This window comes from Streptomyces sp. NPDC041135, assembly GCF_055592085.1.
Map to the genome: position 1 here is coordinate 354,264 of NZ_JBVIYZ010000006.1, position 22,774 is coordinate 377,037.

General features: G+C 73.1%; 22 protein-coding genes and 1 riboswitch. Of the genes, 10 read left to right on the top strand and 12 right to left on the bottom strand.

The features are described from left to right. Nucleotides 1-68: 68 nt before the first annotated feature. The 5 genes from ACZ6CZ_RS17360 to thrC all read right to left on the bottom strand — a co-directional run bounded on the left by ACZ6CZ_RS17360 (nucleotide 69) and on the right by thrC (nucleotide 5,656). On the bottom strand, nucleotides 69-1,196 hold the full coding sequence (locus ACZ6CZ_RS17360) for an NADH:flavin oxidoreductase (RefSeq protein ID WP_469021297.1): 1,128 nt from the start codon (nucleotides 1,194-1,196) through the stop codon (nucleotides 69-71). A 229-nt stretch (nucleotides 1,197-1,425) separates the two neighbouring features. Further along, a complete protein-coding gene (gene groL / locus ACZ6CZ_RS17365) occupies nucleotides 1,426-3,048 on the bottom strand; it encodes a chaperonin GroEL (protein ID WP_469021300.1) in 1,623 nt (540 codons plus the stop codon). A gap of 405 nt (nucleotides 3,049-3,453) precedes the next feature. Continuing rightward, entirely contained in the window at nucleotides 3,454-3,657 is a 204-nt protein-coding gene (locus ACZ6CZ_RS17370; RefSeq protein WP_004986573.1) for a cold-shock protein, read from the bottom strand. A 440-nt stretch (nucleotides 3,658-4,097) separates the two neighbouring features. Further along, the gene (locus ACZ6CZ_RS17375) at nucleotides 4,098-4,373 is read right to left on the bottom strand and encodes a MoaD/ThiS family protein (RefSeq protein WP_469021302.1); all 276 of its coding nucleotides are present in this window, start codon (nucleotides 4,371-4,373) and stop codon (nucleotides 4,098-4,100) included. After that, complete coding sequence (gene thrC / locus ACZ6CZ_RS17380; RefSeq protein WP_469021305.1) at nucleotides 4,370-5,656, bottom strand: threonine synthase; 1,287 nt, start codon at nucleotides 5,654-5,656, stop codon at nucleotides 4,370-4,372. Before thrC ends, ACZ6CZ_RS17375 begins: the two co-directional genes overlap by 4 nt. 18 nt (nucleotides 5,657-5,674) lie before the next feature. After that, a riboswitch (SAM riboswitch) is annotated at nucleotides 5,675-5,816 on the bottom strand. Between the two features lie 158 nt (nucleotides 5,817-5,974). On the opposite strand from thrC, the gene ACZ6CZ_RS17385 reads away from it, so the two are divergent. Both ACZ6CZ_RS17385 and ACZ6CZ_RS17390 read left to right on the top strand, forming a co-directional pair. Further along, a complete protein-coding gene (locus ACZ6CZ_RS17385; protein ID WP_469021308.1) occupies nucleotides 5,975-6,919 on the top strand; it encodes a glucosyl-3-phosphoglycerate synthase in 945 nt (314 codons plus the stop codon). A gap of 72 nt (nucleotides 6,920-6,991) precedes the next feature. Beyond that, nucleotides 6,992-8,431, top strand: a complete 1,440-nt coding sequence (locus ACZ6CZ_RS17390) for an alpha,alpha-trehalose-phosphate synthase (UDP-forming) (protein ID WP_469021311.1) — start codon at nucleotides 6,992-6,994, stop codon at nucleotides 8,429-8,431. On the opposite strand, the gene otsB is transcribed toward ACZ6CZ_RS17390, so the two are convergent. The 3 genes from otsB to ACZ6CZ_RS17405 form a co-directional block, all read right to left on the bottom strand. After that, nucleotides 8,419-9,285: a trehalose-phosphatase gene (gene otsB / locus ACZ6CZ_RS17395; protein WP_469021314.1), complete on the bottom strand. Its 867-nt coding sequence runs from the start codon at nucleotides 9,283-9,285 to the stop codon at nucleotides 8,419-8,421. The genes ACZ6CZ_RS17390 and otsB overlap by 13 nt on opposite strands. A gap of 77 nt (nucleotides 9,286-9,362) precedes the next feature. Beyond that, a complete protein-coding gene (locus ACZ6CZ_RS17400; RefSeq protein ID WP_469021317.1) occupies nucleotides 9,363-9,647 on the bottom strand; it encodes a DUF3263 domain-containing protein in 285 nt (94 codons plus the stop codon). A gap of 37 nt (nucleotides 9,648-9,684) precedes the next feature. Then, nucleotides 9,685-10,956 carry an ABC transporter substrate-binding protein gene (locus tag ACZ6CZ_RS17405; protein WP_469021658.1) on the bottom strand — a complete coding sequence of 424 codons (1,272 nt, stop codon included), beginning with the start codon at nucleotides 10,954-10,956 and terminating at the stop codon, nucleotides 9,685-9,687. Between the two features lie 108 nt (nucleotides 10,957-11,064). Here ACZ6CZ_RS17405 and ACZ6CZ_RS17410 point away from each other — a divergent pair, with 108 nt between their 5' ends. The 3 genes from ACZ6CZ_RS17410 to ACZ6CZ_RS17420 all read left to right on the top strand — a co-directional run bounded on the left by ACZ6CZ_RS17410 (nucleotide 11,065) and on the right by ACZ6CZ_RS17420 (nucleotide 14,267). Then, nucleotides 11,065-12,006, top strand: a complete 942-nt coding sequence (locus ACZ6CZ_RS17410; protein WP_469021320.1) for an ROK family protein — start codon at nucleotides 11,065-11,067, stop codon at nucleotides 12,004-12,006. Continuing rightward, nucleotides 12,006-13,184: an N-acetylglucosamine-6-phosphate deacetylase gene (nagA, locus tag ACZ6CZ_RS17415; RefSeq protein ID WP_469021322.1), complete on the top strand. Its 1,179-nt coding sequence runs from the start codon at nucleotides 12,006-12,008 to the stop codon at nucleotides 13,182-13,184. Before ACZ6CZ_RS17410 ends, nagA begins: the two co-directional genes overlap by 1 nt. 120 nt (nucleotides 13,185-13,304) lie before the next feature. Then, entirely contained in the window at nucleotides 13,305-14,267 is a 963-nt protein-coding gene (locus ACZ6CZ_RS17420; protein ID WP_469021325.1) for a 1-phosphofructokinase family hexose kinase, read from the top strand. Here ACZ6CZ_RS17420 and ACZ6CZ_RS17425 read toward each other — a convergent pair. After that, nucleotides 14,257-15,210 (bottom strand): CBM35 domain-containing protein, encoded by a 954-nt coding sequence (locus ACZ6CZ_RS17425; protein WP_469021327.1) that lies wholly within the window; start codon nucleotides 15,208-15,210, stop codon nucleotides 14,257-14,259. The genes ACZ6CZ_RS17420 and ACZ6CZ_RS17425 overlap by 11 nt on opposite strands. Before the next feature lie 118 nt (nucleotides 15,211-15,328). Further along, on the bottom strand, nucleotides 15,329-16,981 hold the full coding sequence (cdgB, locus tag ACZ6CZ_RS17430; protein WP_469021329.1) for a diguanylate cyclase CdgB: 1,653 nt from the start codon (nucleotides 16,979-16,981) through the stop codon (nucleotides 15,329-15,331). Nucleotides 16,982-17,486: 505 nt separating this feature from the next. Here cdgB and ACZ6CZ_RS17435 point away from each other — a divergent pair. After that, on the top strand, nucleotides 17,487-17,978 hold the full coding sequence (locus ACZ6CZ_RS17435; RefSeq protein WP_469021660.1) for a flavin reductase family protein: 492 nt from the start codon (nucleotides 17,487-17,489) through the stop codon (nucleotides 17,976-17,978). A 58-nt stretch (nucleotides 17,979-18,036) separates the two neighbouring features. After that, nucleotides 18,037-18,510: a GNAT family N-acetyltransferase gene (locus ACZ6CZ_RS17440; RefSeq protein WP_469021332.1), complete on the top strand. Its 474-nt coding sequence runs from the start codon at nucleotides 18,037-18,039 to the stop codon at nucleotides 18,508-18,510. 45 nt (nucleotides 18,511-18,555) lie between these two features. Here ACZ6CZ_RS17440 and arfB read toward each other — a convergent pair whose 3' ends face one another. Next, nucleotides 18,556-18,984 (bottom strand): alternative ribosome rescue aminoacyl-tRNA hydrolase ArfB, encoded by a 429-nt coding sequence (gene arfB / locus ACZ6CZ_RS17445; protein WP_469021663.1) that lies wholly within the window; start codon nucleotides 18,982-18,984, stop codon nucleotides 18,556-18,558. A gap of 157 nt (nucleotides 18,985-19,141) precedes the next feature. On the opposite strand from arfB, the gene ACZ6CZ_RS17450 reads away from it, so the two are divergent. Both ACZ6CZ_RS17450 and ACZ6CZ_RS17455 read left to right on the top strand, forming a co-directional pair. Next, nucleotides 19,142-19,717 carry a TerD family protein gene (locus ACZ6CZ_RS17450; RefSeq protein ID WP_469021334.1) on the top strand — a complete coding sequence of 192 codons (576 nt, stop codon included), beginning with the start codon at nucleotides 19,142-19,144 and terminating at the stop codon, nucleotides 19,715-19,717. Nucleotides 19,718-19,864: 147 nt separating this feature from the next. Next, nucleotides 19,865-20,377, top strand: coding sequence for a hypothetical protein (locus tag ACZ6CZ_RS17455; RefSeq protein ID WP_469021336.1), 513 nt, complete (start codon nucleotides 19,865-19,867; stop codon nucleotides 20,375-20,377). A 98-nt stretch (nucleotides 20,378-20,475) separates the two neighbouring features. On the opposite strand, the gene ACZ6CZ_RS17460 is transcribed toward ACZ6CZ_RS17455, so the two are convergent. Continuing rightward, complete coding sequence (locus ACZ6CZ_RS17460; RefSeq protein WP_469021339.1) at nucleotides 20,476-21,168, bottom strand: pentapeptide repeat-containing protein; 693 nt, start codon at nucleotides 21,166-21,168, stop codon at nucleotides 20,476-20,478. A gap of 77 nt (nucleotides 21,169-21,245) precedes the next feature. On the opposite strand from ACZ6CZ_RS17460, the gene ACZ6CZ_RS17465 reads away from it, so the two are divergent. Further along, nucleotides 21,246-22,742 (top strand): MFS transporter, encoded by a 1,497-nt coding sequence (locus ACZ6CZ_RS17465; protein WP_469021341.1) that lies wholly within the window; start codon nucleotides 21,246-21,248, stop codon nucleotides 22,740-22,742. The last annotated feature ends 32 nt before the right edge of the window (nucleotides 22,743-22,774 follow it).

Genomic DNA, 22,774 nt, shown 5'->3' on the forward strand with positions numbered 1-22,774 from the left:
GGACGTGCCGGGCGGCCGCCACTCCATCCCTGTGGGTGACGGCCGCGCCCGCGGGCGGCCCGGTGGTGTCAGACGAGGGTGCGCAGGGACTCCGCGTCGTAGGGCGTCAGCTCGTCGAGGCGGCCGGAGAGGACCTTGGCCGCCCACTGCGGGTCCTGGAGCAGCGCCCGGCCGACGGCCACCATGTCGAACTCCTCGGCCTCCAGGCGGTCCAGCAGGTTGTCGATGCCCTTGACCGGCGCGCCCTCGCCCTGGAAGGCGCGGGTGAAGTCGCCGTCGAGGCCGACCGAGCCGACGGTGATGACCGGCTTGCCGGTGAGCTTCTTCGTCCAGCCGGCGAGGTTGAGGTCGGAGCCATCGAACTCCGGCAGCCAGTAGCGGCGGGTGGAGGCGTGGAAGGCGTCCACGCCGGCCGCCACGAGCGGGGTGAGGACGGCCTCCAGCTCCTCGGGGGTCTCGGCGAGCCGGGCGTCGTAGGCCTCCTGCTTCCACTGGGAGTAGCGGAACAGGACGGGGAAGTCCGGGGAGACGGCCGCGCGGACGGCGGCGACGACCTCGGCCGCGAACCGGGTGCGGGCGACCGGGTCGCCGCCGTAGGCGTCCGTGCGGCGGTTGGTGCCCGCCCACAGGAACTGGTCGAGGAGGTAGCCGTGGGCGCCGTGCAGTTCGACGCCGTCGAAGCCGATGCGCTCGGCGGCGGCCGCGGCCTCGGCGAACGCGGCGACGACGGCGTCCAGGTCGGTGCGGGTCATCGCCCGGCCGGTGCCCTCGGTGCCGTCGATGCGCAGTCCGGAGGGGCCGACGGCGGGGGCGTCCGGGAAGGGCGGCTGGCCCTGCTCGCGGACCATGCCGACGTGCCACAGCTGCGGGACGATCGTGCCGCCCGCCGCGTGCACGCCCTCGGCCACCTTCGCCCAGCCCGCCAGCTGCTCCTCGCCGTGGAAGCGCGGGACGCGGTTGCTCTGCCCGGCCGACTCGTGGCCGACGTAGGTGCCCTCGGTGACGATCAGGCCGACGCCCGCGGCCGCGCGGCGGGAGTAGTACGCGCGCACGTCGTCGCCGGGGACGCCGCCCGGGGAGAACTGGCGGGTCATGGGGGCCATCGCGATCCGGTTGGGCACGGTCAGGCCGTTGAGCGCGACCGGGCGGGAGAGGATCTGGGCCGCGCGGGTGGCGGGGGGCGTGGTGGCCGTCACGGTGGGGGCTCCTCGGGTAAGGGGCGGGCACGGCACCGGCCGGAAGGTCGACCGGCTGGTATGTGCACGCGCATCGAGTACGTCTCCCTGCGCAACGACCGGCCCCCGCCACCGCATTCCGCCGCCCGGCGCGCCTCCCGTGTGACCCCGGACACGCCGGAGGGCGGCACCCCCTGCGATCCAGGGAGTGCCGCCCTCGGCGACGGACGGGTCCGATCCTCGAAGAGGATCAGAAGTCCATGTCACCGCCCGGCATGCCGCCGCCGGCCGGAGCGGCGTTCTTCTCCGGCTTGTCGGCGATGACGGCCTCGGTGGTGAGGAACAGCGCGGCGATGGAGGCGGCGTTCTGCAGCGCGGAACGGGTCACCTTCGCCGGGTCGATGATGCCCTCGGCGACCAGGTCGACGTACTCGCCGGTCGCGGCGTTGAGGCCGTGACCCGGGGTGAGGTTGCGGACCTTCTCCACCACGACGCCGCCCTCGAGGCCGGCGTTGACGGCGATCTGCTTCAGCGGGGCCTCGAGCGCCAGCTTGACGGCGGCGGCACCGGTGGCCTCGTCGCCCTCCAGCTCGAGCTTCTCGAAGACCTGGGAGGCCTGGAGCAGGGCCACGCCACCACCGGCGACGATGCCCTCCTCGACGGCCGCCTTGGCGTTGCGGACGGCGTCCTCGATGCGGTGCTTGCGCTCCTTCAGCTCCACTTCGGTGGCGGCGCCGGCCTTGATGACCGCGACACCGCCGGCGAGCTTCGCCAGGCGCTCCTGCAGCTTCTCGCGGTCGTAGTCCGAGTCGCTGTTCTCGATCTCGGCGCGGATCTGGTTGACCCGGCCCTGGACCTGCTCGGCGGAGCCGGCACCGTCCACGATCGTGGTCTCGTCCTTGGTAATAACAACCTTGCGGGCGCGGCCCAGGAGGTCCAGGGTCGCGTTCTCCAGCTTGAGGCCGACCTCCTCGGAGATGACCTCGCCGCCCGTGAGGATGGCGATGTCGCCGAGCATGGCCTTGCGGCGGTCGCCGAAGCCCGGGGCCTTGACGGCGACGGACTTGAAGGTGCCGCGGATCTTGTTGACGACCAGGGTCGACAGGGCCTCGCCCTCGACGTCCTCGGCGATGATCAGCAGCGGCTTGCCCGACTGCATGACCTTCTCCAGGAGCGGGAGCAGGTCCTTGACGGAGCCGATCTTGGAGTTGGCGATCAGGATGTAGGGGTCGTCGAGCGACGCCTCCATCCGCTCCATGTCGGTGGCGAAGTACGCCGAGATGTAGCCCTTGTCGAAGCGCATGCCCTCGGTGAGTTCCAGCTCCAGACCGAAGGTCTGGGACTCCTCGACGGTGATGACGCCTTCCTTGCCGACCTTGTCCATGGCCTCGGCGATCAGCTCGCCGATCTGGGTGTCGGCGGCGGAGATGGAGGCCGTGGAGGCGATCTGCTCCTTGGTCTCGACGTCCTTCGCCTGCTCCAGCAGGGCGGCGGAGACGGCCTCGACGGCCTTCTCGATGCCGCGCTTCAGGGCCATCGGGTTGGCACCGGCGGCCACGTTGCGCAGGCCCTCGCGGACCAGCGCCTGGGCCAGCACGGTCGCGGTGGTCGTACCGTCGCCGGCGACGTCGTCCGTCTTCTTGGCGACTTCCTTGACCAGCTCGGCGCCGATCTTCTCGTACGGGTCCTCGAGCTCGATCTCCTTGGCGATGGAGACACCATCGTTGGTGATCGTGGGGGCGCCCCACTTCTTCTCGAGGACGACGTTGCGGCCCTTGGGGCCGAGCGTCACCTTCACGGCGTCCGCGAGCTGGTTCATGCCGCGCTCGAGGCCGCGCCGCGCCTCCTCGTCGAACGCGATGATCTTGGCCATGTGAAGTGGTCCCTCCAGGACTGGGGGTGATTCCTTCGGACCGCGCCCGCGCCCGCGACGGACGGCTCGCCTACCCCGTGGTTCCTTGCCCCACTTGGTCTGCGGCCTCACCGACCCGGTCCTTCGTTGTCACTCTCACCTTCAGAGTGCTAACGCCAATGATTAGCACTCGGCACCCCCGAGTGCAAGCGCCGGCCGGGATCGGAGGCGCACTGTCAGCCTCCCGCGAACAGCGGGGAGGAGCGCGCCGGCCCAGCACGCGCCCCGGCGCGCGCCCCCGTACCCCTCTCGCGCCCGTCGCGGCGTGCGCCATCGGGCCCGGGCCGCGCCGGCCCGCGCCGGCGCAGGGCGAAGGGCCCGCCCCCTGGCCGGGTGCGGGCCCTTCGTGACGAGCGGTGAGAATGTCTAGGCGGTGACGCGAACCATGTCGGCCTGCGGACCCTTCTGGCCCTGCGAGATCTCGAACTCGACCCGCTGGCCCTCTTCCAGGGTGCGGTAGCCGTCCATCTGAATCGCGCTGTAGTGGACGAAGACGTCCGCACCACCGTCGACCGCGATGAAGCCGTACCCCTTCTCCGCGTTGAACCACTTGACGGTGCCCTGAGCCATGCCTAACTCCCCTATTACTGGCCCTTGCACAGATCCGCACTTCGCGGACCCGGGTCAGACCTCACCCCCCAACGTTGGGGGCGTGCGCCGGAACGCGTCGACCGCGGCCGAATGTATCTGTCCAACTGCCGTCTGCAACAGGTCAATCGGACGGGGAATTCTGGACGAACGGCGTCCGGAATGTGCGCCGAATGCATCCGAATGCAGGGCAAGTCGGGCCCCACAAACGCCGCAAAGGCCACATAAAGGCCAGTCAATTTGGCGACTTCTCGTCGGGCGGGCGCCGGCAATCCGGGGCTTGCGACCCGGGAACCGCGGGCGGGTTCCCCAACCTTACCCCGCTCAACCACACTGAATTGCCCCTTCCGTTTCTCGCGCGGAAGGGGCAATTCGATGAACAGCCGGTGACCTCGATTACCGAAGGTAATGACCGGCCCGCGTCAGCCGCCGGCGACCGCCGGAATGATGGAGATGCCGGCACCGTCCGGAGTGGCCGTCCCCAGACCCTGCTCGAAGCGGACGTCGTCGTCGTTGACGTACACGTTGACGAAGCGGCGCAGCTTGCCCTGGTCGTCCAGGACCCGGGCGGCGATACCGGTGTGGTTCTTCTCCAGGTCCTCGATGACCTCGGCGAGGGTCGCGCCCTCGGCCGTCACCTCGGCCTGTCCACCGGTGTAGGTGCGCAGGATGGTGGGGATGCGGACGTTGACGCTCATGATGCGAGGCCAGCCTCTCGGAAAGAGTCCAGGGTGGGGCGGATGGTCGCGGTCAGGCCCGTGCCGGCCACCGCGTCCAGGGTCTTCAGGCCGTCACCGGTGTTGAGGACGACCGTGGTCAGCGTGGGGTCGAGCAGACCGCTGTCGATGAGCTTCTTCGTCACGCCCACGGTCACACCGCCGGCGGTCTCGGCGAAGATGCCCTCGGTCTGCGCCAGCAGCCTGATGGCGTCGACGATCTCCTCGTCGGTCACGTCCTCGACCGCGCCGCCCGTGCGGCGCGCGATGTCCAGCACGTACGGCCCGTCGGCCGGGTTGCCGATCGCCAGCGACTTGGCGATGGTGTCCGGCTTCTGCGGGCGGACGACGTCGTGACCGGCCTTGTAGGCGGTCGACACCGGCGAGCAGCCCTCGGCCTGCGCGCCGAAGATCCGGTAGGGCCGGTCCTCGACGAGGCCCAGCTCGATCAGCTCCCGCAGACCCTTGTCGATCTTCGTGAGCTGGGAGCCGGAGGCGATCGGGACGACGATCTGGTCCGGCAGCCGCCAGCCGAGCTGCTCGCAGATCTCGTACGCCAGCGTCTTGGAGCCCTCGGCGTAGTAAGGCCGCAGGTTGACGTTGACGAAGCCCCAGCCCTCGCCGGCCGGGTCGCCGATCAGCTCCGAGCAGAAGCGGTTCACGTCGTCGTAGTTGCCGTCGATGCCGACCAGCTCGCCGCCGTAGACCGCGGCCATGACGACCTTGCCCTGCTCCAGGTCGTGCGGGATGAACACGCACGAGCGCAGGCCCGCCCGGGCGGCGGCGGCGCCCACCGCGCCGGCCAGGTTGCCGGTCGAGGAGCACGACAGCGTGGTGAAGCCGAACGCGCGCGCCGCCTCCAGCGCCTGGGCCACCACGCGGTCCTTGAAGGAGTGCGTCGGGTTACCGGAGTCGTCCTTCACATACAGTCCGCCGGTGACGCCCAGCGACCGGGCGAGGTTGTCGGCCTTGACGAGCTTGGTCCAGCCGGGGTTCAGGTTGGGCTTGCCGGCCACGTCCGCCGGGACGGGCAGCAGCGGGGCGTAGCGCCAGATGTTCGCGGGGCCCGACTCGATGCGGCGCCGCAGTTCCTCGGTGTCCCAGGCGGAGAAGTCGTAGGCGATCTCCAGCGGACCGAAACACTCCTCGCAGGCGAACACCGGGCCGAGGGGGACGCGGTGACCGCACTCCCGGCAGCTCAGGGCCGCGGCGGGACCGAGGTCGACGGTGGGATTGCCGGTGGTGGCAACAGTCTGCACAGCCATGTGAGGCGAGGCCCTTTCTCCTCATCTTCCTCACGACGCATCTCGCCGTGAGACGGATTTGGCACCTTCCCTAGCCGGGAGCCTCGCGCGTGGACGAGTACCGACTGGAGGGTTGCCGGGGCTTCATCGGGCCGTTTCCCTCTGCCCCTCTGGATGAGCTGTATGGAGTTGTGAACGCGGGTGACCCCGGACATGCGATGGTCATCGGCGTTGTTCAAGACTGTAACCGAAGGCCAGGACAGTTGAGAGAGTCGTCCGTACCGCGAGATGGATCACATGGTCACGCCATGTGGTCACGACAGTGAGGAGCACCGGACCGTGCTGGAAGAAGTCGAGCGCTGGCTGGCCACTCGCTCCTGGTCCGTGGCCGACCGCCCGCTGCACCGGATACTGGCCGCGAAACAGCGCACGGGCCAGTCCGTCTCCGTCGTCCTGCCCGCCCTCGACGAGGAGCGGACGGTCGGGGACATCGTCGCGGTGATCCGCCACGACCTCATGCGGCAGGTCCCGCTCGTCGACGAGATCGTCGTCGTCGACTCGGGGTCCACCGACCGCACCTCCGAGGTGGCCGCCGCCGCGGGCGCCCGGGTCGTCCACCGCGACGACATCCTGCCGCGCGTCCCGGCCGTCCCCGGCAAGGGCGAGGTGCTGTGGCGCTCGCTGCTGGTCACCGGCGGGGACATCGTCTGCTTCATCGACGCCGACCTGCGGGAGTTCTCCTCCGACTTCGTCTCCGGGATCGTCGGCCCGCTGCTGACCGACCCGGACGTGGACCTGGTCAAGGCCATGTACGACCGCCCGCTCGCCGGCGCGGCGGGCCAGGGCGGCCGGGTCACCGAGCTGATGGCCCGCCCGCTGCTGAACATGCACTGGCCGCAGCTGGCCGGGTTCGTGCAGCCGCTGGGCGGCGAGTACGCGGCCCGCCGCTCGCTGCTGGAGCAGCTGCCGTTCCCCGTCGGATACGGCGTGGAGCTGGGGATGCTGGTGGACGCGCTGCACCTGGTGGGCCTGGACGCGCTGGCCCAGGTGGACGTGGGCGAGCGCGTCCACCGCCATCAGGACGGCCAGGCGCTGGGCCGGATGGCCGCGGCCATCTACCGCACCGCCCAGCTGCGGCTGGCCCGCGGGCATCTGATCCGCCCGGCCCTGACCCAGTTCGAGCGGGGCGAGGACGGCTTCGAGCCGCGCACCTACTCGGTGGACACCGAGGAACGGCCGCCGATGGCGGAGATCGCGGAGTACGCGGCGCGCCGGGTGGCCTGACCCGGTGCCTGCCGGGCCGGGCGGCACCTTCCGTACGTTTGAGCGTTTCCGGGCCGGGCTAGGTTGAGGCGTATGGCTTCCACGCACGCTGCTGAGGTGCTGGTCGCGTCCAATCGCGGCCCGGTCTCGTACGAACTACGCCCCGACGACGGAAAGGGCTCGCTGCACGCCAGACGAGGTGGCGGCGGGCTCGTCTCGGGTCTGTCGGCCATCGGGCCGGACGCCGGCGCGGTGTGGGTGTGCGCCGCGCTGAGCGACGCCGACCGCGAGGCGGTGCGCCGGGCCGGGGGCGGGCACCTGCCGGCCGAGGACACCGGCGGGCAGCGCGTGCGGATGCTCGACATCGACGCGGACGTGTTCGCCGACGCCTACAACGGCATCGCCAACTCCGTGCTGTGGTTCATCCACCACCTGCTCTACCAGACCCCTCTGGAGCCGGTGTTCGACGCGGAGTTCCGGCGCCAGTGGGCGGCCTACCGGGAGTACAACCGGGCCTTCGCCGAGGCCCTGGCCGCGGAGGCGGCCGAGGGCGCCGCGGTGGTCATCCAGGACTACCACCTGGCGCTGGCCCCCCGGATGCTCCGCCAACTCCGCCCGGACCTGCGCATCGGGCACTTCTCGCACACCCCGTGGGCGCCGCCGGACTACTTCCGGCTGCTGCCCGACGACATCGCGGCCGAGCTGCTGAGCGGCATCCTGGGCGCGGACCGGGCGGCGTTCCTGACCCGGCGCTGGGCGGACGCGTTCACCGACTGCTGCCACGCGGTGCTGGGCCCGGGCATCCCCTCCGGCACCCGGATCGGGGTGCACGGACTGGGCGCCGACGCGGACTTCCTGCGGGAGCGGGCGCACCGGCCGGACGTGGACGAGCGGATGGCGGCGCTGCGCGAGGAGATCGGCGAGGGCCGCAGGACGGTCGTCCGGGTCGACCGCACCGAGCTGTCGAAGAACATCGTGCGCGGCCTGCTGGCCTACCGCCAGCTCCTCGACGACCACCCGGAGTGGCGCGAGCGGGTGGTCCACGTGGCCTTCGCCTACCCCTCCCGGCAGGACCTGGCCGTGTACCGCGACTACACCGCCGAGGTGCGGCGGGTGGCCCAGGAGATCAACGACGCGTACGGCACCCCGGGCTGGACGCCGGTCGTGCTGCACGTCAAGGACGACTTCGCCCGCTCGCTGGCCGCCTACCGGCTGGCCGACGTGGCCCTGGTCAACCCCATCCGGGACGGCATGAACCTGGTCGCCAAGGAGGTCCCGGTCGTCTCCGACGAGGGCTGCGTGCTGGTGCTGTCCCGGGAGGCGGGGGCGTACGAGGAGCTGGGCGAGGACGCCGTCACGGTGAACCCGTACGACATCCAGGGCACCGCCGAGGCGCTGCACCGGGCGCTCACCCTGCCCGCGGCGGACCGCGCCGAGCGGACCAAGCGGCTGGCCGCCGCGGCCACGGCGCTGCCGCCGGCCCAGTGGTTCCTGGACCAGCTGCACGCGCTGCGGGAGGATCAGCCCAGCTGAGCCGCGAGCGCCCCGAGCAGCGCGACGACGCCGGCCGCGCCGTCGACCACCAGGTCCGCCCGTTCCGCCAGCTCGGTCACCTCGGCGCTGCCGCTGCACACCAGCAGTCCGGGGACGCCGTCGGAGCGGAGTTCGCCGACGGCCGCGAAGGCGGGCAGGTCGCCGAGGTCGTCGCCCGCGTAGAGGACGGCCTCGGCGCCGGTGGCGCGGACGTGGTCGAGCAGCGCGACGCCCTTGTCCATGCCCGGCGGGCGCAGTTCGAGCACCATGCGGCCGGGCTCGACGATCAGGCCGTGCCGGGCGGCGAGGCCGGCGAGGGGTTCGCGCAGCGCCTCGAACGCGGCCTGCGGGTCCTCGGCGCGCCGGGTGTGCACGGCGACCGCGCGGCCCTTCTCCTCGATCCAGGTGCCGCGCACGGCGCCGATCCGGTCCAGGAAGCCGGGCAGCTCCGCGCGCGCCGCGGTGACCCCGGGGTGCGGGGGCGGGGCGCTGACGGTGCCGGTGACGGCGTCCCAGCGCTCGGCGCCGTAGTGGCCGAGGACGACGAGGTGCTCCAGGCCGGGGACGCCGGCGAAGCCGCCGTTGCGCACCGCGACGGCGGCCGGGCGGCCGGTGATCACGGTGATGCCCGCGACCTTCGGGGCCAGGGCGGCCAGCGCGGCAACGGCGCCGGGGTGGGCGCGGGCCTGTTCGGGGTCGTCGACGATCGGGGCGAGGGTGCCGTCGAAGTCCAGCCCGATCACCGCGGCGCGCGGCCGCTCGAGCAGGGCCCGCAGTCCGTCCCGTCCGGCCGGGGTGGCGGGGGCCGGCAGCGGGTTGCCGGAATCGGTGGAGTCGGTGGTGTGGATGCCCATGAAAGGACCCTATCCAGCGAGGACCGGCGCACGCATGGCCCCGGCCCGCCGCACCCGGGGTCCCGGTGGCGCCGGGGTCAGCGCTCGGTGCGCCGGGCGTCCCGGACGCGGCGCAGGCGGTTGACCGTCACCGGGTCGTGGGCGAGGGCCCGCTCGTCGTCGAGGAGGGCGTTGAGCAGCTGGTAGTAGCGCACGGGGGCCAGGCCCAGCTCCTCGCGTATCGCGCGTTCCTTGGCGCCGGGGCCGGTGAAGCCCCGGCGCTCCAGCGCCAGCACGGCCCGCTCCCGTACCGGCAGGCCGCCCGGCTGCCGGCCCGCCTCCTGATCCCGGTCACGGCCCGTGCCGCGCTCGTCCTCCGCCATGCCCGCAACGCTAACGCCGGGCACCGACAACCGGCACTCAGCCGGTGGCGTCGGCGCTGTCCGCCGTGGTGGCCGCGGTCTGCAGCCGGGTCAGCACGGCGACCGGGCTGCCGTCCGGGGCGACCGCCCGGCCGATGTCCTTCTTCACGGCAGCGCTGACCGCAGCCCAGGAGGTCTTGCCGACCGGGTACAGCTCGGAGGTCGGCAGCTGGTCGAGGAAGGCGTGCAGGTCCTTGTCCTGGTCCGAGGCGCTCATGATGTCGGAGGCGGAGCTGGTGACCGGCAGCAGCCCGTACTCGCGGGAGAAGGCGACGACGTTCTTCTCGGCGTAGACGTAGTCGAGGAAGTCGCCGATCTGCTCGGCGTGCCCGTTCTGCCGGAAGCCCATCATCCAGTCGGCGACGCCGAGGGAGGCCGCGGCCCTGCCGGTCCGGCCGGGCATCGCCACCATGCCGAACTTCACGCCCTTGCGGGCGGCCTGCCGCATCAGGGTCGGGTGCCCGTCGAGCATGCCGACCTTGCCGTCGGCGAAGGCGGCGAAGGCGTCGGCGCGGTTGAGCCGGCCCGGGGCGACCGGCCCGGTCAGACCCTTGCCGACCAGCTCGTCCTTGAGCCAGTTGAAGGTCTCGACGTTCTCCGCGGCGTCCAGGGTGTAGGTGCCGACGTCGTCGGTGTAGCCCTTGCCGCCGCTCAGCAGCCACTGCATGGTCTCGGCCTGCGCCTCCTCGGGGCCGAGGGGCAGCGCGTAGGGGTAGGTCACGCCCTCCGCCTTCAGCGCCCGGGCGTCGGCGGCCAGCTCGCTCCAGGTGGTGGGCGGGGTGAGGCCGGCCCGGGCGAAGAGGGTCTTGTTGTAGAAGAGCACGCGGGTGGAGGCGGCGAAGGGGATGCCGTACTGGGTGTGCTTCCACTGGCCGGCCTCGGCGAGCTGGGCGGGGAAGTCGGCCTGGGTGCGTATGGAGAGCAGGTCGGAGGCCTGGTAGAGCTTCCCGGCGGCCGCGTAGTCGGCGTAGGCGCCGATCTGCGCGATGTCGGGGGCGTGGCCCGCGTCGACCAGTTCCTTGACCTTGGCGTCGACGTCCTTCCAGGAGTGGACGCTGACGTCGACGTGCACGCCGGGGTGCTGTGCCTCGTAGGCCTTGGCCAGCCGGTCCCAGTACGTCCGCGAGCTGTTGGCCGCGGAGTCGCCGTAGTCGGCGGCCACCAGCTTCAGGGTCACGTCCGAGGATCCGGTGGCCCCGCAGCCGCCGAGCACCGCCGTCATGCCCAGTGCGGCGAGCGCCGCGATCGTTCCCGAAGTCCGACGACGCACTGCCAATGCCCCAACCCTGCTGTCTCGCTGTTCAATATGTGGACACATAAGGTCTACACCACGTGAGTGGACTAGACCTCTTGCGGGTCGGGGGGTCACACTGGCCTCGTGAGACATGTCATCGCCCTGGACGTGGGCGGTACCGGAATGAAGGCCGCCCTCGTCGGGGACGGCGGTGAGCTGCTGCACCGCGCCCGGCGCGCCACCGGCCGCGAGCGCGGCCCCGAGGCGGTGGTCGAGGACATCCTCGGCTTCGCCGCCGACCTGCGGGCCCACGGCACCGAGCGCTTCGGCGCCCCGGCCGCCGCGGCCGGCCTCGCCGTGCCCGGCATCGTCGACGAGGCCCGGGGCGTCGCCGTCTACGCGGCCAATCTCGGCTGGCGGGACGTGCCCCTGCGGGCCCTGCTCGCCGAGCGGCTCGGCGTCCCGGTGGCCCTGGGCCACGACGTGCGCACCGGCGGGCTCGCCGAGGGCCGGGCCGGCGCCGGCCGGGGAACCGACCGGTTCCTGTTCGTGGCGCTCGGCACCGGGATCGCCGGCGCCATCGGCATCGACGGCCGGGTCGAGGCGGGCGCGCACGGCTTCGCGGGCGAGATCGGGCACGTCGTCGTACGCCCCCAGGGCCTGCCGTGCCCCTGCGGGCAGCACGGCTGCCTGGAGCGGTACGCCTCCGCCGCCGCGGTGAGCGAGGCGTGGGCCACCGCCGGCGGCGACCCGGACGCGGACGCCGCCGGCTGCGCCGAAGCCGTCATGTCCGGCGACCCGAACGCCGTACGGGTCTGGCAGCGGGCCGTGGACGCGCTCGCCGACGGGCTGGTCACCGCCCTCACCCTGCTGGACCCGCGCACCCTGATCATCGGTGGCGGGCTGGCCGAGGCCGGGGAAACCTTGTTCACGCCGCTGCGGGACGCCGTCCGGCGCCGCGTCACCTTCCAGAAGCTCCCGGCGATCGTCCCCGCCGCCCTCGGGGACGCCGCCGGCTGCCTGGGCGCGGGACTGCTCGCCCAGGATCTCCTCGCCACCACTGACCCCTCGGAGGTACCCGCCTGATGGCCCCCAGCTTGGTTCTCGCCGGTGCCCGGGTGGTGCTGCCCACCGGGATCGCGCACGACGGGCGCGTGACCGTCGAGGGCACGAAGATCACCGAAGCCGGTCCCGGCGGCGACGGGGGCACCGCGGCCGCGGCCGTTTCCGCCGGCGCCGAGGTCGTGGACGTACGGGACCACTGGGTGGTGCCCGGGTTCGTCGACCTGCACAACCACGGCGGCGGCGGCGCGTCCTTCGCCGGCTCCGCCGAGGAGGTCCTCCGGGCCGTCCGCACCCACCGCGAGCACGGCACCACCACGCTCGTCGCCTCCACCGTCACCGACGAGATGGACCTGCTCGTCCGGCAGGCCGGTCTGCTCAGCGAGCTGGCCGAGCAGGGGGAGATCGCCGGCGTCCACTTCGAGGGGCCGTTCATCTCGCCGTGCCGCAAGGGCGCGCACTCCGAGGAACTGCTGCGCGACCCGGAGCCGGCGGAGGTCCGCAAGCTCATCGACGCCGCGCGTGGCCAGGCCCGCATGGTCACCCTCGCCACCGAACTGCCCGGCGGCCTGGACTCCGTACGGCTGCTCGCGGAGCACGGAGTGATCGCGGCGGTCGGGCACACGGACGCGACCTACGAGCAGACGGCCGCGGCCATCGACGCGGGCGCCACGGTCGCCACCCACCTCTTCAACGCCATGCCCGCCCTCGGGCACCGCTCCCCCGGCCCGGTCGCCGCCCTGCTGGAGGACGAGCGGGTCACCGTCGAGCTGATCAACGACGGCGTCCACCTGCACCCCGCCGCCCTGGAACTGGCGTTCCGTCACGCGGGCGCGGACCGGGTGGCGTTCATCACCGACGCGATGGACGCGGCCGGCTCCGGCGACGGCCGCTACCTGCTGGGCCCGCTGGAGGTCGAGGTCAGCGAGGGCGTGGCCCGGCTGGTGCACGGCGGTTCCATCGCCGGCTCCACGCTCACCCTGGACCGCGCGCTGCGGCGGGCGGTGACGGTCGACGGGCTGCCCGTGGAGCAGGCCGTCGCGGCGCTCACCGCCAACCCGGCCCGGCTGCTCGGCCGCTACGACCGCGTCGGCTCCCTGGAACCCGGCAAGGACGCCGACCTGGTGATCCTGGACGCCGACTTCACCGTCCGCGGTGTGATGCGCCGGGGAGAATGGGTGGTCGCGCCCCGACTGCCCTGATCCGTCCGGCAGTTCGGCGGACGGCGGCCGCGCCCGGCACTGGGCCGGCCGCCGTCCGTTTGGCATGATCGGGTCCCGGAACCGGACGGCAGGCACGCACGTCGAGGGAGGTCGGCCCGGGTGATCCTCACGGTCACGCTGAACACCGCTCTCGACGTCACCTACCGGGTGCGCGTCCTGCGCCCGCACACCACCCACCGCGTCACGGAGGCCGTCGAGCGGCCGGGCGGCAAGGGCGTCAACGTGGCCCGGGTGCTCGCCGCCCTCGGGCACGAGGTCACCGTCACCGGGTTCGCGGGCGGCGCCACCGGGGACGTGGTGCGCTCCCGGCTCGCGCACACGCCGGGCCTGACCGACGCGCTGGTCCCGGTCGCCGGGACCACCCGGCGCACCGTCGCCGTCGTGGACGCGCTCAGCGGTGACACCACCCAGTTCAACGAGCCCGGGCCGCACGTCACGGCCGCCGAGTGGGCCGCCTTCCAGGAGCGCTACGGCGTCCTGCTGCGCTCGGCCTCGGCGGTCGCCCTGTGCGGGAGCCTGCCGCCCGGGGTGGCGGTGGGCGCGTACGCGGGGCTGATCCGGGCGGCCCGGGCCGCCGCCGTCCCCGTGCTGCTGGACACCAGCGGCGAGCCGCTGCGGCGCGGGGTCGCGGCCCGGCCGGACGTGGTGAAGCCGAACGCGGTCGAACTGGCCGAACTGACCGGCTCCCACGACCCGGTGCGCGCCACCCAGGACGCCCGCCGCCGGGGCGCCCGGGCGGTCGTCGCCTCACTGGGCCCGGCGGGCCTGCTGGCCGACACTCCCGAGGGCCGCTGGCGGGCCGTCCCGCCCGCCCGCGTCCACGGCAACCCCACCGGCGCCGGTGACTCGGCGGTGGCGGGCCTGCTCGCCGGGCTGGTCGAGCGCCTGCCCTGGCCGGACCGGCTGGCCCGCGCGGCCGCTCTGTCCGCGGCGACCGTCGGCGCGCCCGCGGCGGGCGAGTTCGACCACGCGGCCTACGAGAACCTGCTGGGCCGGGTCGCGGTGACCGGGCAGGCCGGCGCGGCCCAGCGCATGTCCGGCTCCGGCCAAGTCACTTCTTGACCTGGCCCTTCTTGACCCAGAGCTGGTCGAGCAGCACGTCGCACTTGTCGCCGCTCTGGCAGCTGACGGACACGGTGTTCGAGCCCTTGACGAGCGTGGGATAGGAGAAGGTCGTGGTCCAGCCCTTGGCGTAGTCGCCCTTGGCGGCCTTCGCCCAGTTGGCCATGCCGAACTTGGTGCCGAACGGCTTGCCGTTGACGATCAGCGTCATCGACTGGTCCTCGCCGGGCACGCTGTAGCGGGCGAAGACGGTGTACGAGCCGGCCTCGGGGACGTCGAAGGTCCAGGTGGCCGAGGCGCCGGCCTGGTTGAGGCCGCCGATGTAGGTGCCGCCGGCGCCCAGCGCGCCCGGGACGTCCGAGGCGGTGGCCGCGCCGCCGGCCGCCTGGATGGTCTTCGCGTCGGCCTTCGGCAGCTCGGCGGGGGGTGCCGAGGCGCTGTCCGACGGGCTCGGGGAGCCGCTCTGCGACTGGGTCGGGGTGGCGCCGGCCTGGCTGCCCCCGTCGTCGTCGGAGTTGCCGTTGAGCATGGCCACGCCGATGCCGATGACGACCGCGGCGACCACCGCGACGGCGCCGATCAGCAGGCCCTTGGTGTTCGGCCCGCGCCGGCCGCCGCCGATGCCGGTGGACGCCATGGCCTGCCGGCCGGTGGGAGCACCGCCCGGGAGCGTCTCCGGGGCCTGGTAGTGGGCGTTCGGCCGGCCGTGGGCGCCCTGCTGCTGCGGCGGCGGCGTGCTCGGCGCGTACGTGCCCTGCTGGCCGTAAGCCGGCTGCTGGCCGTACTGGCGCTCGCCGACCGGACGCACCCTGCTGACCGAGTTCGGGTAGCCGTAACCGCCGCCGGACGGCGGCTGGGCCCCTCTGGCCTGGCCGTCTGCGTACAGGTAGCCGAACGGGTCGTCGTCCTCGGGCGTGCTCGCGCCGTTGTCGCCGGGCGTCATCCCTTGGTACTCCTCAACAGGTGCGTGCGGATGCGGTACAGCTGATGAATGGCGAGCCTACCCGCTCCCGCTGCCCCGAACGGGTGACCCACCTCGCAGCCATGCGCCGACCTGCGCGTCAGCCTGCCCGGCGGTGCTGTTTGGGACGAGATCGTTTCTCGACGTACATCCGCTCGTCGGCGGACTTCAGCACCTCGTCCGCGCTCATGCCGCAGTGGGCCCACCCGATGCCGAAGCTGGCGCCCACCCGCACGGCCCGGCCCTCGGCCCGGATCGGCTGGATGATCTCGTTGCGCAGCCGTACGGCGAGGTCCTGTGCGTCGGCCTGGCCGAGGCCGTCGGCGAGGATCACGAACTCGTCGCCGCCGAGCCGGGCCACCGTGTCGCCGTCCCGCACGCCCCGCGACAGCCGCCGGGCGACCTCGATGAGGACCGCGTCGCCCGCGTTGTGCCCGAACCGGTCGTTGATCGACTTGAACCCGTCGAGGTCGCAGAAGAGCACCGCGAGGCCCTTGGTGCCGTCGTCGCGGCCCTCCTCGGGGGCGACGGTGTGCACGTGGTGGTCGTAGGCGTCGTAGGCCGCCGCGCCCCCGGCGAAGTCGAAGCCGTGCCCGCCGGCGTCGAAGGCGGGGTGGCCGTAGGCCGCGTCCAGCGACTCCAGCGCACCGGCGTGGGCGGGGCGCCGGCACAGGCGCGCCGCCAGGCGGGAGCGCAGCTCGGCGGAGTTCGGCAGGCCGGTGAGGGAGTCGTGGGAGGCGCGGTGGGCCAGCTGGAGCTCGCGGCGCTTGCGCTCCTCGATGTCCTCGACGTGGGTGAGCAGGAAGCGGGGGCCGTCCGCGGCGTCGGCGACCACGGAGTTGCGCAGCGACACCCACACGTAGGTGCCGTCGCGGCGGCCCAGGCGCAGCTCGGCCCGGCCGCCCTCGGCGGAGGTCCGCAGCAGGGTGCCGATGTCCTCGGGGTGGACGAGGTCGGAGAAGGAGTAGCGGCGCATCGCGGAGGCCGGGCGGCCCAGCAGCCGGCACAGGGCGTCGTTGGTGCGCAGGATGCGGCCGTGCTGGTCGCCGCCCATCTCGGCGATGGCCATGCCGGAGGGGGCGTACTCGAAGGCCTGGCGGAAGCTCTCCTCGCTGGCGCGCAGCGCCTGCTGTTCGCGTTCCAGGCGGACCAGGGCGCGCTGCATGTTGGCGCGCAGCCGGGCGTTGCTGATGGCGATGGCGGCCTGGAACGCGTACATCTGGAGCGCCTCGCGGCCCCAGGCGCCGGGGTGGCGGCCGTTGCGCGGCCGGTCGACGGATATCACGCCGAGCAGTTCGCCGGAGGAGCCGCCCTGCACGCCGGGCGTGTACATCGGCGCGAACAGCCGGTCGGCGGGGTGCCACTCGTCCTCGAAGCGGGGCGCGGGCCCGTCGGTGTACCACTGCGGCACGTCGTCGTCGTCGAGGACCCAGCCCTCGGTGTGCGGTATGAACCGCAGGTCGCCCCAGGCCTCGCCCATGCTCAGCCGGCGGTCCCAGGACTCGCGCGAGCCGACCCGGCCGGTGATCAGGGCCTCGGCGGCGGAGTTGCCCGCGAAGGCGGCGACGACGAGGTCGCCGTCGGGGCGCACCAGGTTGACGCAGGCCATCTCGTACCCGAGGGCGTTGACCGCGCCGTCCGCCACGCTCTGGAGCGTGTCCGCGAGGCTGCGTGCCGTGTTCATGTCGGCCATGACCTGGTGCAGCTGTCGCAGGGACGCAAGGCGGACATACGGCTCCGACTCGGTCTCCATGCTCGCCCTCCCCCCGAGACCTCGCAGCGAATCAAGGGACGTCTTCGGCGCTTCTAGTCGGCGGTTCCTGTCGGCGGCGCCTCTCGGCGGTGCCAGTGGTCGGCGGTGCTCGTGCAGCTTCCCGCCACTGAATCACAGCGCGCTGCCCACTCGGTACACAGGGTCAACAATTAATGGCCCCTGTGACTCAAGTCACAAGGTAACGTGAACAATTGCGTGGAGTTTCTGCGTTTTCCCTGTGCGTTCACTGAACGCGGGCTTTGCGGTTGTGTGCACATGATGCACGAACAGTCCCGCCCGGTGCGGTCTCTCCCGTTCTCCGGGCCGCTCCCGGGCTGCTCCCCGGGTCCTAGGACCAGGCCGCGACCCGGCTGGTCCGCAGGGCCGATGCCCCCGGCCGGGACCGCAGACTAGCGTTTCCGGCGTGCTGACGACTCCCTCTCCCGCCTCCCCAGCCGCTTCCGGGCATGCTGAGGGGGTGAGCGACGACGAGTTCCGGGCCGCGATGGCCCGGCTGGCGGCCGGTGTGGTGCTGGTGGCCGCGCAGGAGCCGCCGCTGGACCCGGACGACCCGCAGGCGCCCGGCGGCGAGGACGTCGGCATGACCGCCACCGCCTTCGTGTCGGTCTCCCTGGACCCGCCGCTCGTGCTGGTCAGCCTGCGGGAGGGCTCCCGCATGGACGACCTGCTGGACGAGCAGCCCCGGTGGGCCGTCTCCGTCCTGGCCGAGAGCCAGCGGCACATCGCGGGCCGCTTCGCGATGAAGGGCCGCATCAGCGACCGCCTGCTCTTCGAGGACCTCCCCCACGTCCGCGGGGAGGCCAGCGGGGCGCTCCTGATCGGCGGCGCGCTGGCCGCGCTGGAGTGCGAGACCGAGCAGCGGGTGCGGGCCGGGGACCACACGCTGGTGATCGGCCGGGTGCTCACGGCACGGGTGCCGAGCGCGGACGGGGGCCCGCTGCTGTACTTCCGGGGGCGGTACCGGCAGCTGGGCTAGGACCTGTTGCCGGGCCCTCCCCCTCGGGCCTCTCCCGGCCAGGCCTTAGGGTGCCGGGATGTCCTCCCGCCCGCACCTGGAAAAGGTCACCACCGAGAATCTCGAGGCCGCTCTCGCCGTTCGGGTCCGCCCCGATCAGGAGCACGCGGTGTCGCCGGTGGCGGACTCCCTCGCCGAGGCCTACGTCCACCCGGCCGGGGTGGCCTGGCCCCGCCTGATCGTCGACGGTGACCGCACGGTCGGCTTCCTGATGGCCTTCCTCGACATCGACTGGCACCTCGACGGCAGCGTCCTGCGCTCCGGCCTGTGGCGGCTGAACATCGCCGCCGGCGAGCAGGGCAAGGGCTACGGCCGGTTCGCCGTCGAGGCCGTCGCCGCCGAGATCCGCCGCCGCGGCGGCACGGAGCTGTACGTCACCTGGCACCCCGGGCCGACGGGCCCCGAGGAGTTCTACCGCCGCCTGGGCTTCCGCACGACCGGCGAGACGAGCGGGGGCCAGACGGTCGGGGTCCTGGCCCTGGACGCGGCGTAGGCCCGGGGCCGTCGAGCCCCGCTGGTGCGAGGCGGGCCCGAAGCTCTATCCCCAGTCCCGGCCCGAGCGGCCGCGCTTGGTGTCCGAGCGCTGCTTCTTCTGCCTGAGCCGCCGCTCGTTGATGCCGCGCGGGATGCGGGTGGGCCGGCGGGGCTTGGGGGGCGGGGCGGTCGCCTCGGCGAGCAGGGCGGCGAGGCGGACGGCGGCGGCCTCCCGGTTGCGCCACTGCGAGCGGTGCTCGGAGGCGCGCACGGAGAGCACCCCGTCGGTCAGCCGGCCGGCCAGCCGTTCGAGCGCGCGTTCCTTCCACACCGGCGGCAGGGCCTCGGTGTTCGCCAGGTCGAAGCGCAGCTCCACCTGGGAGTCTGTGGTGTTGACGTGCTGTCCGCCGGGTCCGGACGACCGCGAGAAACGCCACACCAGCTCGGCCTCGGGGAGCGGGACGGAGCCACGGATGACGTAGGGACCGGACATGTGCTCCATGTTCCCGGCTCCGTCCGGTCCACGTCACCTGGATTTCCGGGCGGGTAAAAAAGGTAAAGGCATCCGGAACCGGGAGCACCCCCCTCGACGTTGTTCCCGGTGACGGTAGCTTCGTCGGCACAGATACCTACGGAAGGGACTCCCAACAATGGCTGTAAGCCTGTCCAAGGGTGGCAACGTCTCGCTCACCAAGGAGGCTCCGGGCCTGACCGCCGTCACCGTGGGCCTCGGCTGGGACGTCCGCACCACCACCGGCACGGACTTCGACCTGGACGCCTCGGCCATCGCGGTCAACGGCCAGGGCAAGGTCTACTCGGACGGCCACTTCGTCTTCTTCAACAACAAGCAGACCCCGGACAGCACGATCGTGCACACCGGTGACAACCGCACCGGTGAGGGCGCGGGCGACGACGAGGCGATCAACGTCAACCTCGCCGGACTCCCGGCCGACATCGACAAGATCGTCTTCCCGGTCTCGATCTACGACGCCGAGAACCGCGGCCAGAACTTCGGCCAGGTCCGCAACGCCTACATCCGCATCGTCAACCAGGCCGGCGGCGCCGAGATCGCGCGCTACGACCTGTCCGAGGACGCCGCCACCGAGACCGCCATGGTCTTCGGCGAGCTGTACCGCAACGGCGCCGAGTGGAAGTTCCGCGCCGTCGGCCAGGGTTACGCCTCGGGCCTGGTCGGCATCGCGCAGGACTTCGGCGTGAACGTCTGACGGACGCCGCCCCGGGCGGCGGCCCCGGCCGCGGGTCACGACGCGGGCCGGGGCCGCGGCCTGCCCGCGCCGCGGCCCGCGCGGGCGCCGCCGGTCTCTCCCCGGGCCCTGGTCGCCGCGGCGGCCGGGCGTGACACCATCGCTTGCGTGCTCGACATCGGCTACGCCCTCTCCAACCGCTTCCCCGACCCGCCGCAGACCGACTACCGCCGCGCGGACGTCCACGCCCTGCGGCACGACCTGTTCTGCGGGGACGTCTACCTCGCCGACACGGAGACGGACCGGGAGCTGTCCACGGCCTGGGGATGGGTGCCCGTGCTGGACTTCGCGTGGGCGCTGTGCGACATCGTGGAGCGGCTGGACCGGGACCCGGCAGGCTCCCGCGCCTCCCGCCCCCAGCACGCGGAGCTGGACTTCACCGAGTCCACCGACCGCATCCTCTTCGAGCGCCGCTTCGGCTGGGTGGACATCGAGTCCGACTGGATGCCGGCCGAGGAGCCCCCGCTCACCTTCTCGCACGCCGAACTGCGCCGCGAGGCCCGCGACTTCCTGCACGACCTGCTCGCCGACCTGACCGACCTGCACGAGGACCTCGCGGAGAACCCGGCCGTCTGGACCCTCCAGGCCCGCTTCCCCCGGCTCCCGGACACCCGCCGGTAAGCGAGGCTCTCCCCCGGTCCCGCCCCGCGGCCTCCGGTCCCTGCTCCGCCGCGAGGCCCGCGGCCCCGCGCCCTTGGGCCCGTACCGCCGTCCGTGTCTCAGTCCTCGACCCGGATGCCTACCGCCGCCGCCAGCACCGGGGCCAGGTCGAGCAGCTGGCCCGTGCTGATCACGGCCCCCGCCAGCCGGTCCACCCCGCGGGCGATCTCCAGGGCGGCCACCCCGCGCAGGTCCACGTCCGTCAGGGTGACGCCGGTCAGGTCGGCCGCGCGCAGGGTGCAGTCCTGGAAGCCGACGCGTTCCAGGGCCGCGCCGCCGAAGTCGGGCTCGGTCAGGACGCAGTTCTCGAACACCACGTCCCGCAGCCGGGCCCGGCGCAGGTTGAGGTAGTCGATCTTGCCGCCGCGGATCACGACGCGCTCCAGGACGGCGCCGTGCAGCTGGACGCCGCCGAGCCGGGGGTCGGTGATCTCGACGTCCCGCAGGGTCGCCCCGGACAGGTCGGTGCCGACGCCCCGCGGCCCGGCGAGGACCGTGTCCAGCAGACGTGCGTGCGGCAGGCGTGTCTCGTCGAGCGCGCAGCCGCGCAGCGCGCAGTCCAGGAAGCGCGCCCCGGTGCCGTCCTGCCCGGCGAGGTCCGCCTCCGCGAACTCCAGCCCGTCGTAGTCCCCGTCCGGCTCCAGCCCACCGCCCGCGTACGGCTCCAGCGGCGGCAGCCGCACCTCCGGCCGGCGTGCCGCCCGCACCCCGTCCCCGCCGACCGCCCGCCCCGTGACTCTGCTCCTCGCCATCCCCCCATGCTGCACCCCCGCACCGACAGCGCCCCCGCCGGGATGCGACGCCTCCTGATCCATGGTCTTCTGACCAGATGAGCGTCACCCGGACAGGTGAACCCGCGACGCATCCGGACCCCCGCCGGTGGTGGGGTCTGGTGATCATCGCGCTCGCTCAGCTGATGGTCGTCCTGGACGCGACGATCGTGAACATCGCGCTCCCCTCGGCCCAGCGCGCCCTGGGCATGTCCGACGGCAACCGGCAGTGGGTCATCACCGCCTACACCCTGGCCTTCGGCGGCCTGCTGCTGCTCGGCGGCCGCGTCGCCGACCTGGTGGGCCGCAAACGGACCTTCGTCATCGGCCTCATCGGCTTCGCGGCCGCCTCCGCGCTGGGCGGCGCGGCCACCACCTCCGGCATGCTCTTCGGCGCCCGCGCGCTCCAGGGCGCCTTCGCCGCGCTGCTCGCGCCGTCCGCGCTGAGCCTGCTGACCACGACGTTCACCGACCCCCGGGAGCGCGGCAAGGCGTTCGGCATCTACGGCGCCCTGGCGGGCAGCGGCTCGGCGATCGGGTTCATCGTCGGCGGCCTGCTCACCGAGTACCTGAACTGGCGCTGGTGCCTGTACGTCAACGTGCCCATCGCGATCGTCGCGGTCGTCGGCGCCTTCGCGCTGCTGCACGACCGCCCCGGCCACCCGGGCGCCCGCCTCGACGTGCCCGGCGCGGTGCTGGGCTGCGGCGGGCTCGTGGCGATCGTCTACGGCTTCAGCGAGGCCGAGCCGCGCGGCTGGACCGACCCGCTGGTGCTGGGGCTGTTCGCGGCGGGCGTGGCGCTGCTCGCGCTCTTCGTGTGGTGGCAGGCCCGGGCGCCGCAGCCGCTGCTGCCGCTGCACATCGTCAAGGACCGCGACCGGGCGGGCTGCTTCCTGACGATGTGCCTCGCGGTGATCGGCATGTTCGGCCTGTTCCTGTTCATGACCTACTACCTCCAGGTCATCCTGGGCTGGTCACCGGTCCGGGCGGGCCTGGCCTTCCTGCCGCTGACGGTGGCGATCATCATCGGTTCCACCCAGATATCGGCCCGCCTGCTGCAACGCGTGGCCCCGCGCCTGCTGATGGTCCCCGGCATGCTGCTCGCCGCGTCCGGGCTGCTGCTGCTGACCCGGCTGCGGGTGGGCTCCTCCTACACCGGCGAGATCCTGCCCGCGCTGCTGCTGATGGGCCTGGGCATGGGCCTGACCTTCATGCCGGTGTTCGCCACCGCGACCTCCGGCGTCGCCCCGCGGGACTCCGGGGTCACCTCGGCGACCGTGAACACCTCCCAGCAGGTCGGCGGCTCGATCGGCACGGCCCTGCTGAACACCATCGCCACCACCAGCGGCGCCGCCTACATCACGGCCCACCTGCGCCTGCCCGCGCAGAAGGCCCGGGTGGTCCCGGAGGGCATCGTGCACGGGTACACCGTCGCCATCTGGTGGGCGGCCGGGGTGATGCTGCTGGCGGGGCTGGTGGCCGGCCTGATGGTCACGGCGAAGGCCCCCGGGCACGGCGCCCCGGCCGAGGCCCCGCTGCCGGAACCGGTGCCCTGAACCCGGGCACCCATGATCCCGGGGCTTCGCGG

What these genes read in the sequence shown, in the direction of transcription:
- groL (WP_469021300.1), bottom strand. Translation starts at nt 3,048, where the DNA reads ATGGCCAAGATCATCGCGTTCGACGAGGAGGCGCGGCGCGGCCTCGAG.
- ACZ6CZ_RS17370 (WP_004986573.1), bottom strand. Translation starts at nt 3,657, where the DNA reads ATGGCTCAGGGCACCGTCAAGTGGTTCAACGCGGAGAAGGGGTACGGC.
- ACZ6CZ_RS17375 (WP_469021302.1), bottom strand. Translation starts at nt 4,373, where the DNA reads ATGAGCGTCAACGTCCGCATCCCCACCATCCTGCGCACCTACACCGGT.
- thrC (WP_469021305.1), bottom strand. Translation starts at nt 5,656, where the DNA reads ATGGCTGTGCAGACTGTTGCCACCACCGGCAATCCCACCGTCGACCTC.
- ACZ6CZ_RS17390 (WP_469021311.1), top strand. Translation starts at nt 6,992, where the DNA reads ATGGCTTCCACGCACGCTGCTGAGGTGCTGGTCGCGTCCAATCGCGGC.
- otsB (WP_469021314.1), bottom strand. Translation starts at nt 9,285, where the DNA reads ATGGGCATCCACACCACCGACTCCACCGATTCCGGCAACCCGCTGCCG.
- ACZ6CZ_RS17400 (WP_469021317.1), bottom strand. Translation starts at nt 9,647, where the DNA reads ATGGCGGAGGACGAGCGCGGCACGGGCCGTGACCGGGATCAGGAGGCG.
- nagA (WP_469021322.1), top strand. Translation starts at nt 12,006, where the DNA reads ATGGCCCCCAGCTTGGTTCTCGCCGGTGCCCGGGTGGTGCTGCCCACC.
- ACZ6CZ_RS17425 (WP_469021327.1), bottom strand. Translation starts at nt 15,210, where the DNA reads ATGACGCCCGGCGACAACGGCGCGAGCACGCCCGAGGACGACGACCCG.
- cdgB (WP_469021329.1), bottom strand. Translation starts at nt 16,981, where the DNA reads ATGGAGACCGAGTCGGAGCCGTATGTCCGCCTTGCGTCCCTGCGACAG.
- ACZ6CZ_RS17435 (WP_469021660.1), top strand. Translation starts at nt 17,487, where the DNA reads ATGGCCCGGCTGGCGGCCGGTGTGGTGCTGGTGGCCGCGCAGGAGCCG.
- ACZ6CZ_RS17440 (WP_469021332.1), top strand. Translation starts at nt 18,037, where the DNA reads ATGTCCTCCCGCCCGCACCTGGAAAAGGTCACCACCGAGAATCTCGAG.
- arfB (WP_469021663.1), bottom strand. Translation starts at nt 18,984, where the DNA reads ATGTCCGGTCCCTACGTCATCCGTGGCTCCGTCCCGCTCCCCGAGGCC.
- ACZ6CZ_RS17450 (WP_469021334.1), top strand. Translation starts at nt 19,142, where the DNA reads ATGGCTGTAAGCCTGTCCAAGGGTGGCAACGTCTCGCTCACCAAGGAG.
- ACZ6CZ_RS17460 (WP_469021339.1), bottom strand. Translation starts at nt 21,168, where the DNA reads ATGGCGAGGAGCAGAGTCACGGGGCGGGCGGTCGGCGGGGACGGGGTG.
- ACZ6CZ_RS17465 (WP_469021341.1), top strand. Translation starts at nt 21,246, where the DNA reads ATGAGCGTCACCCGGACAGGTGAACCCGCGACGCATCCGGACCCCCGC.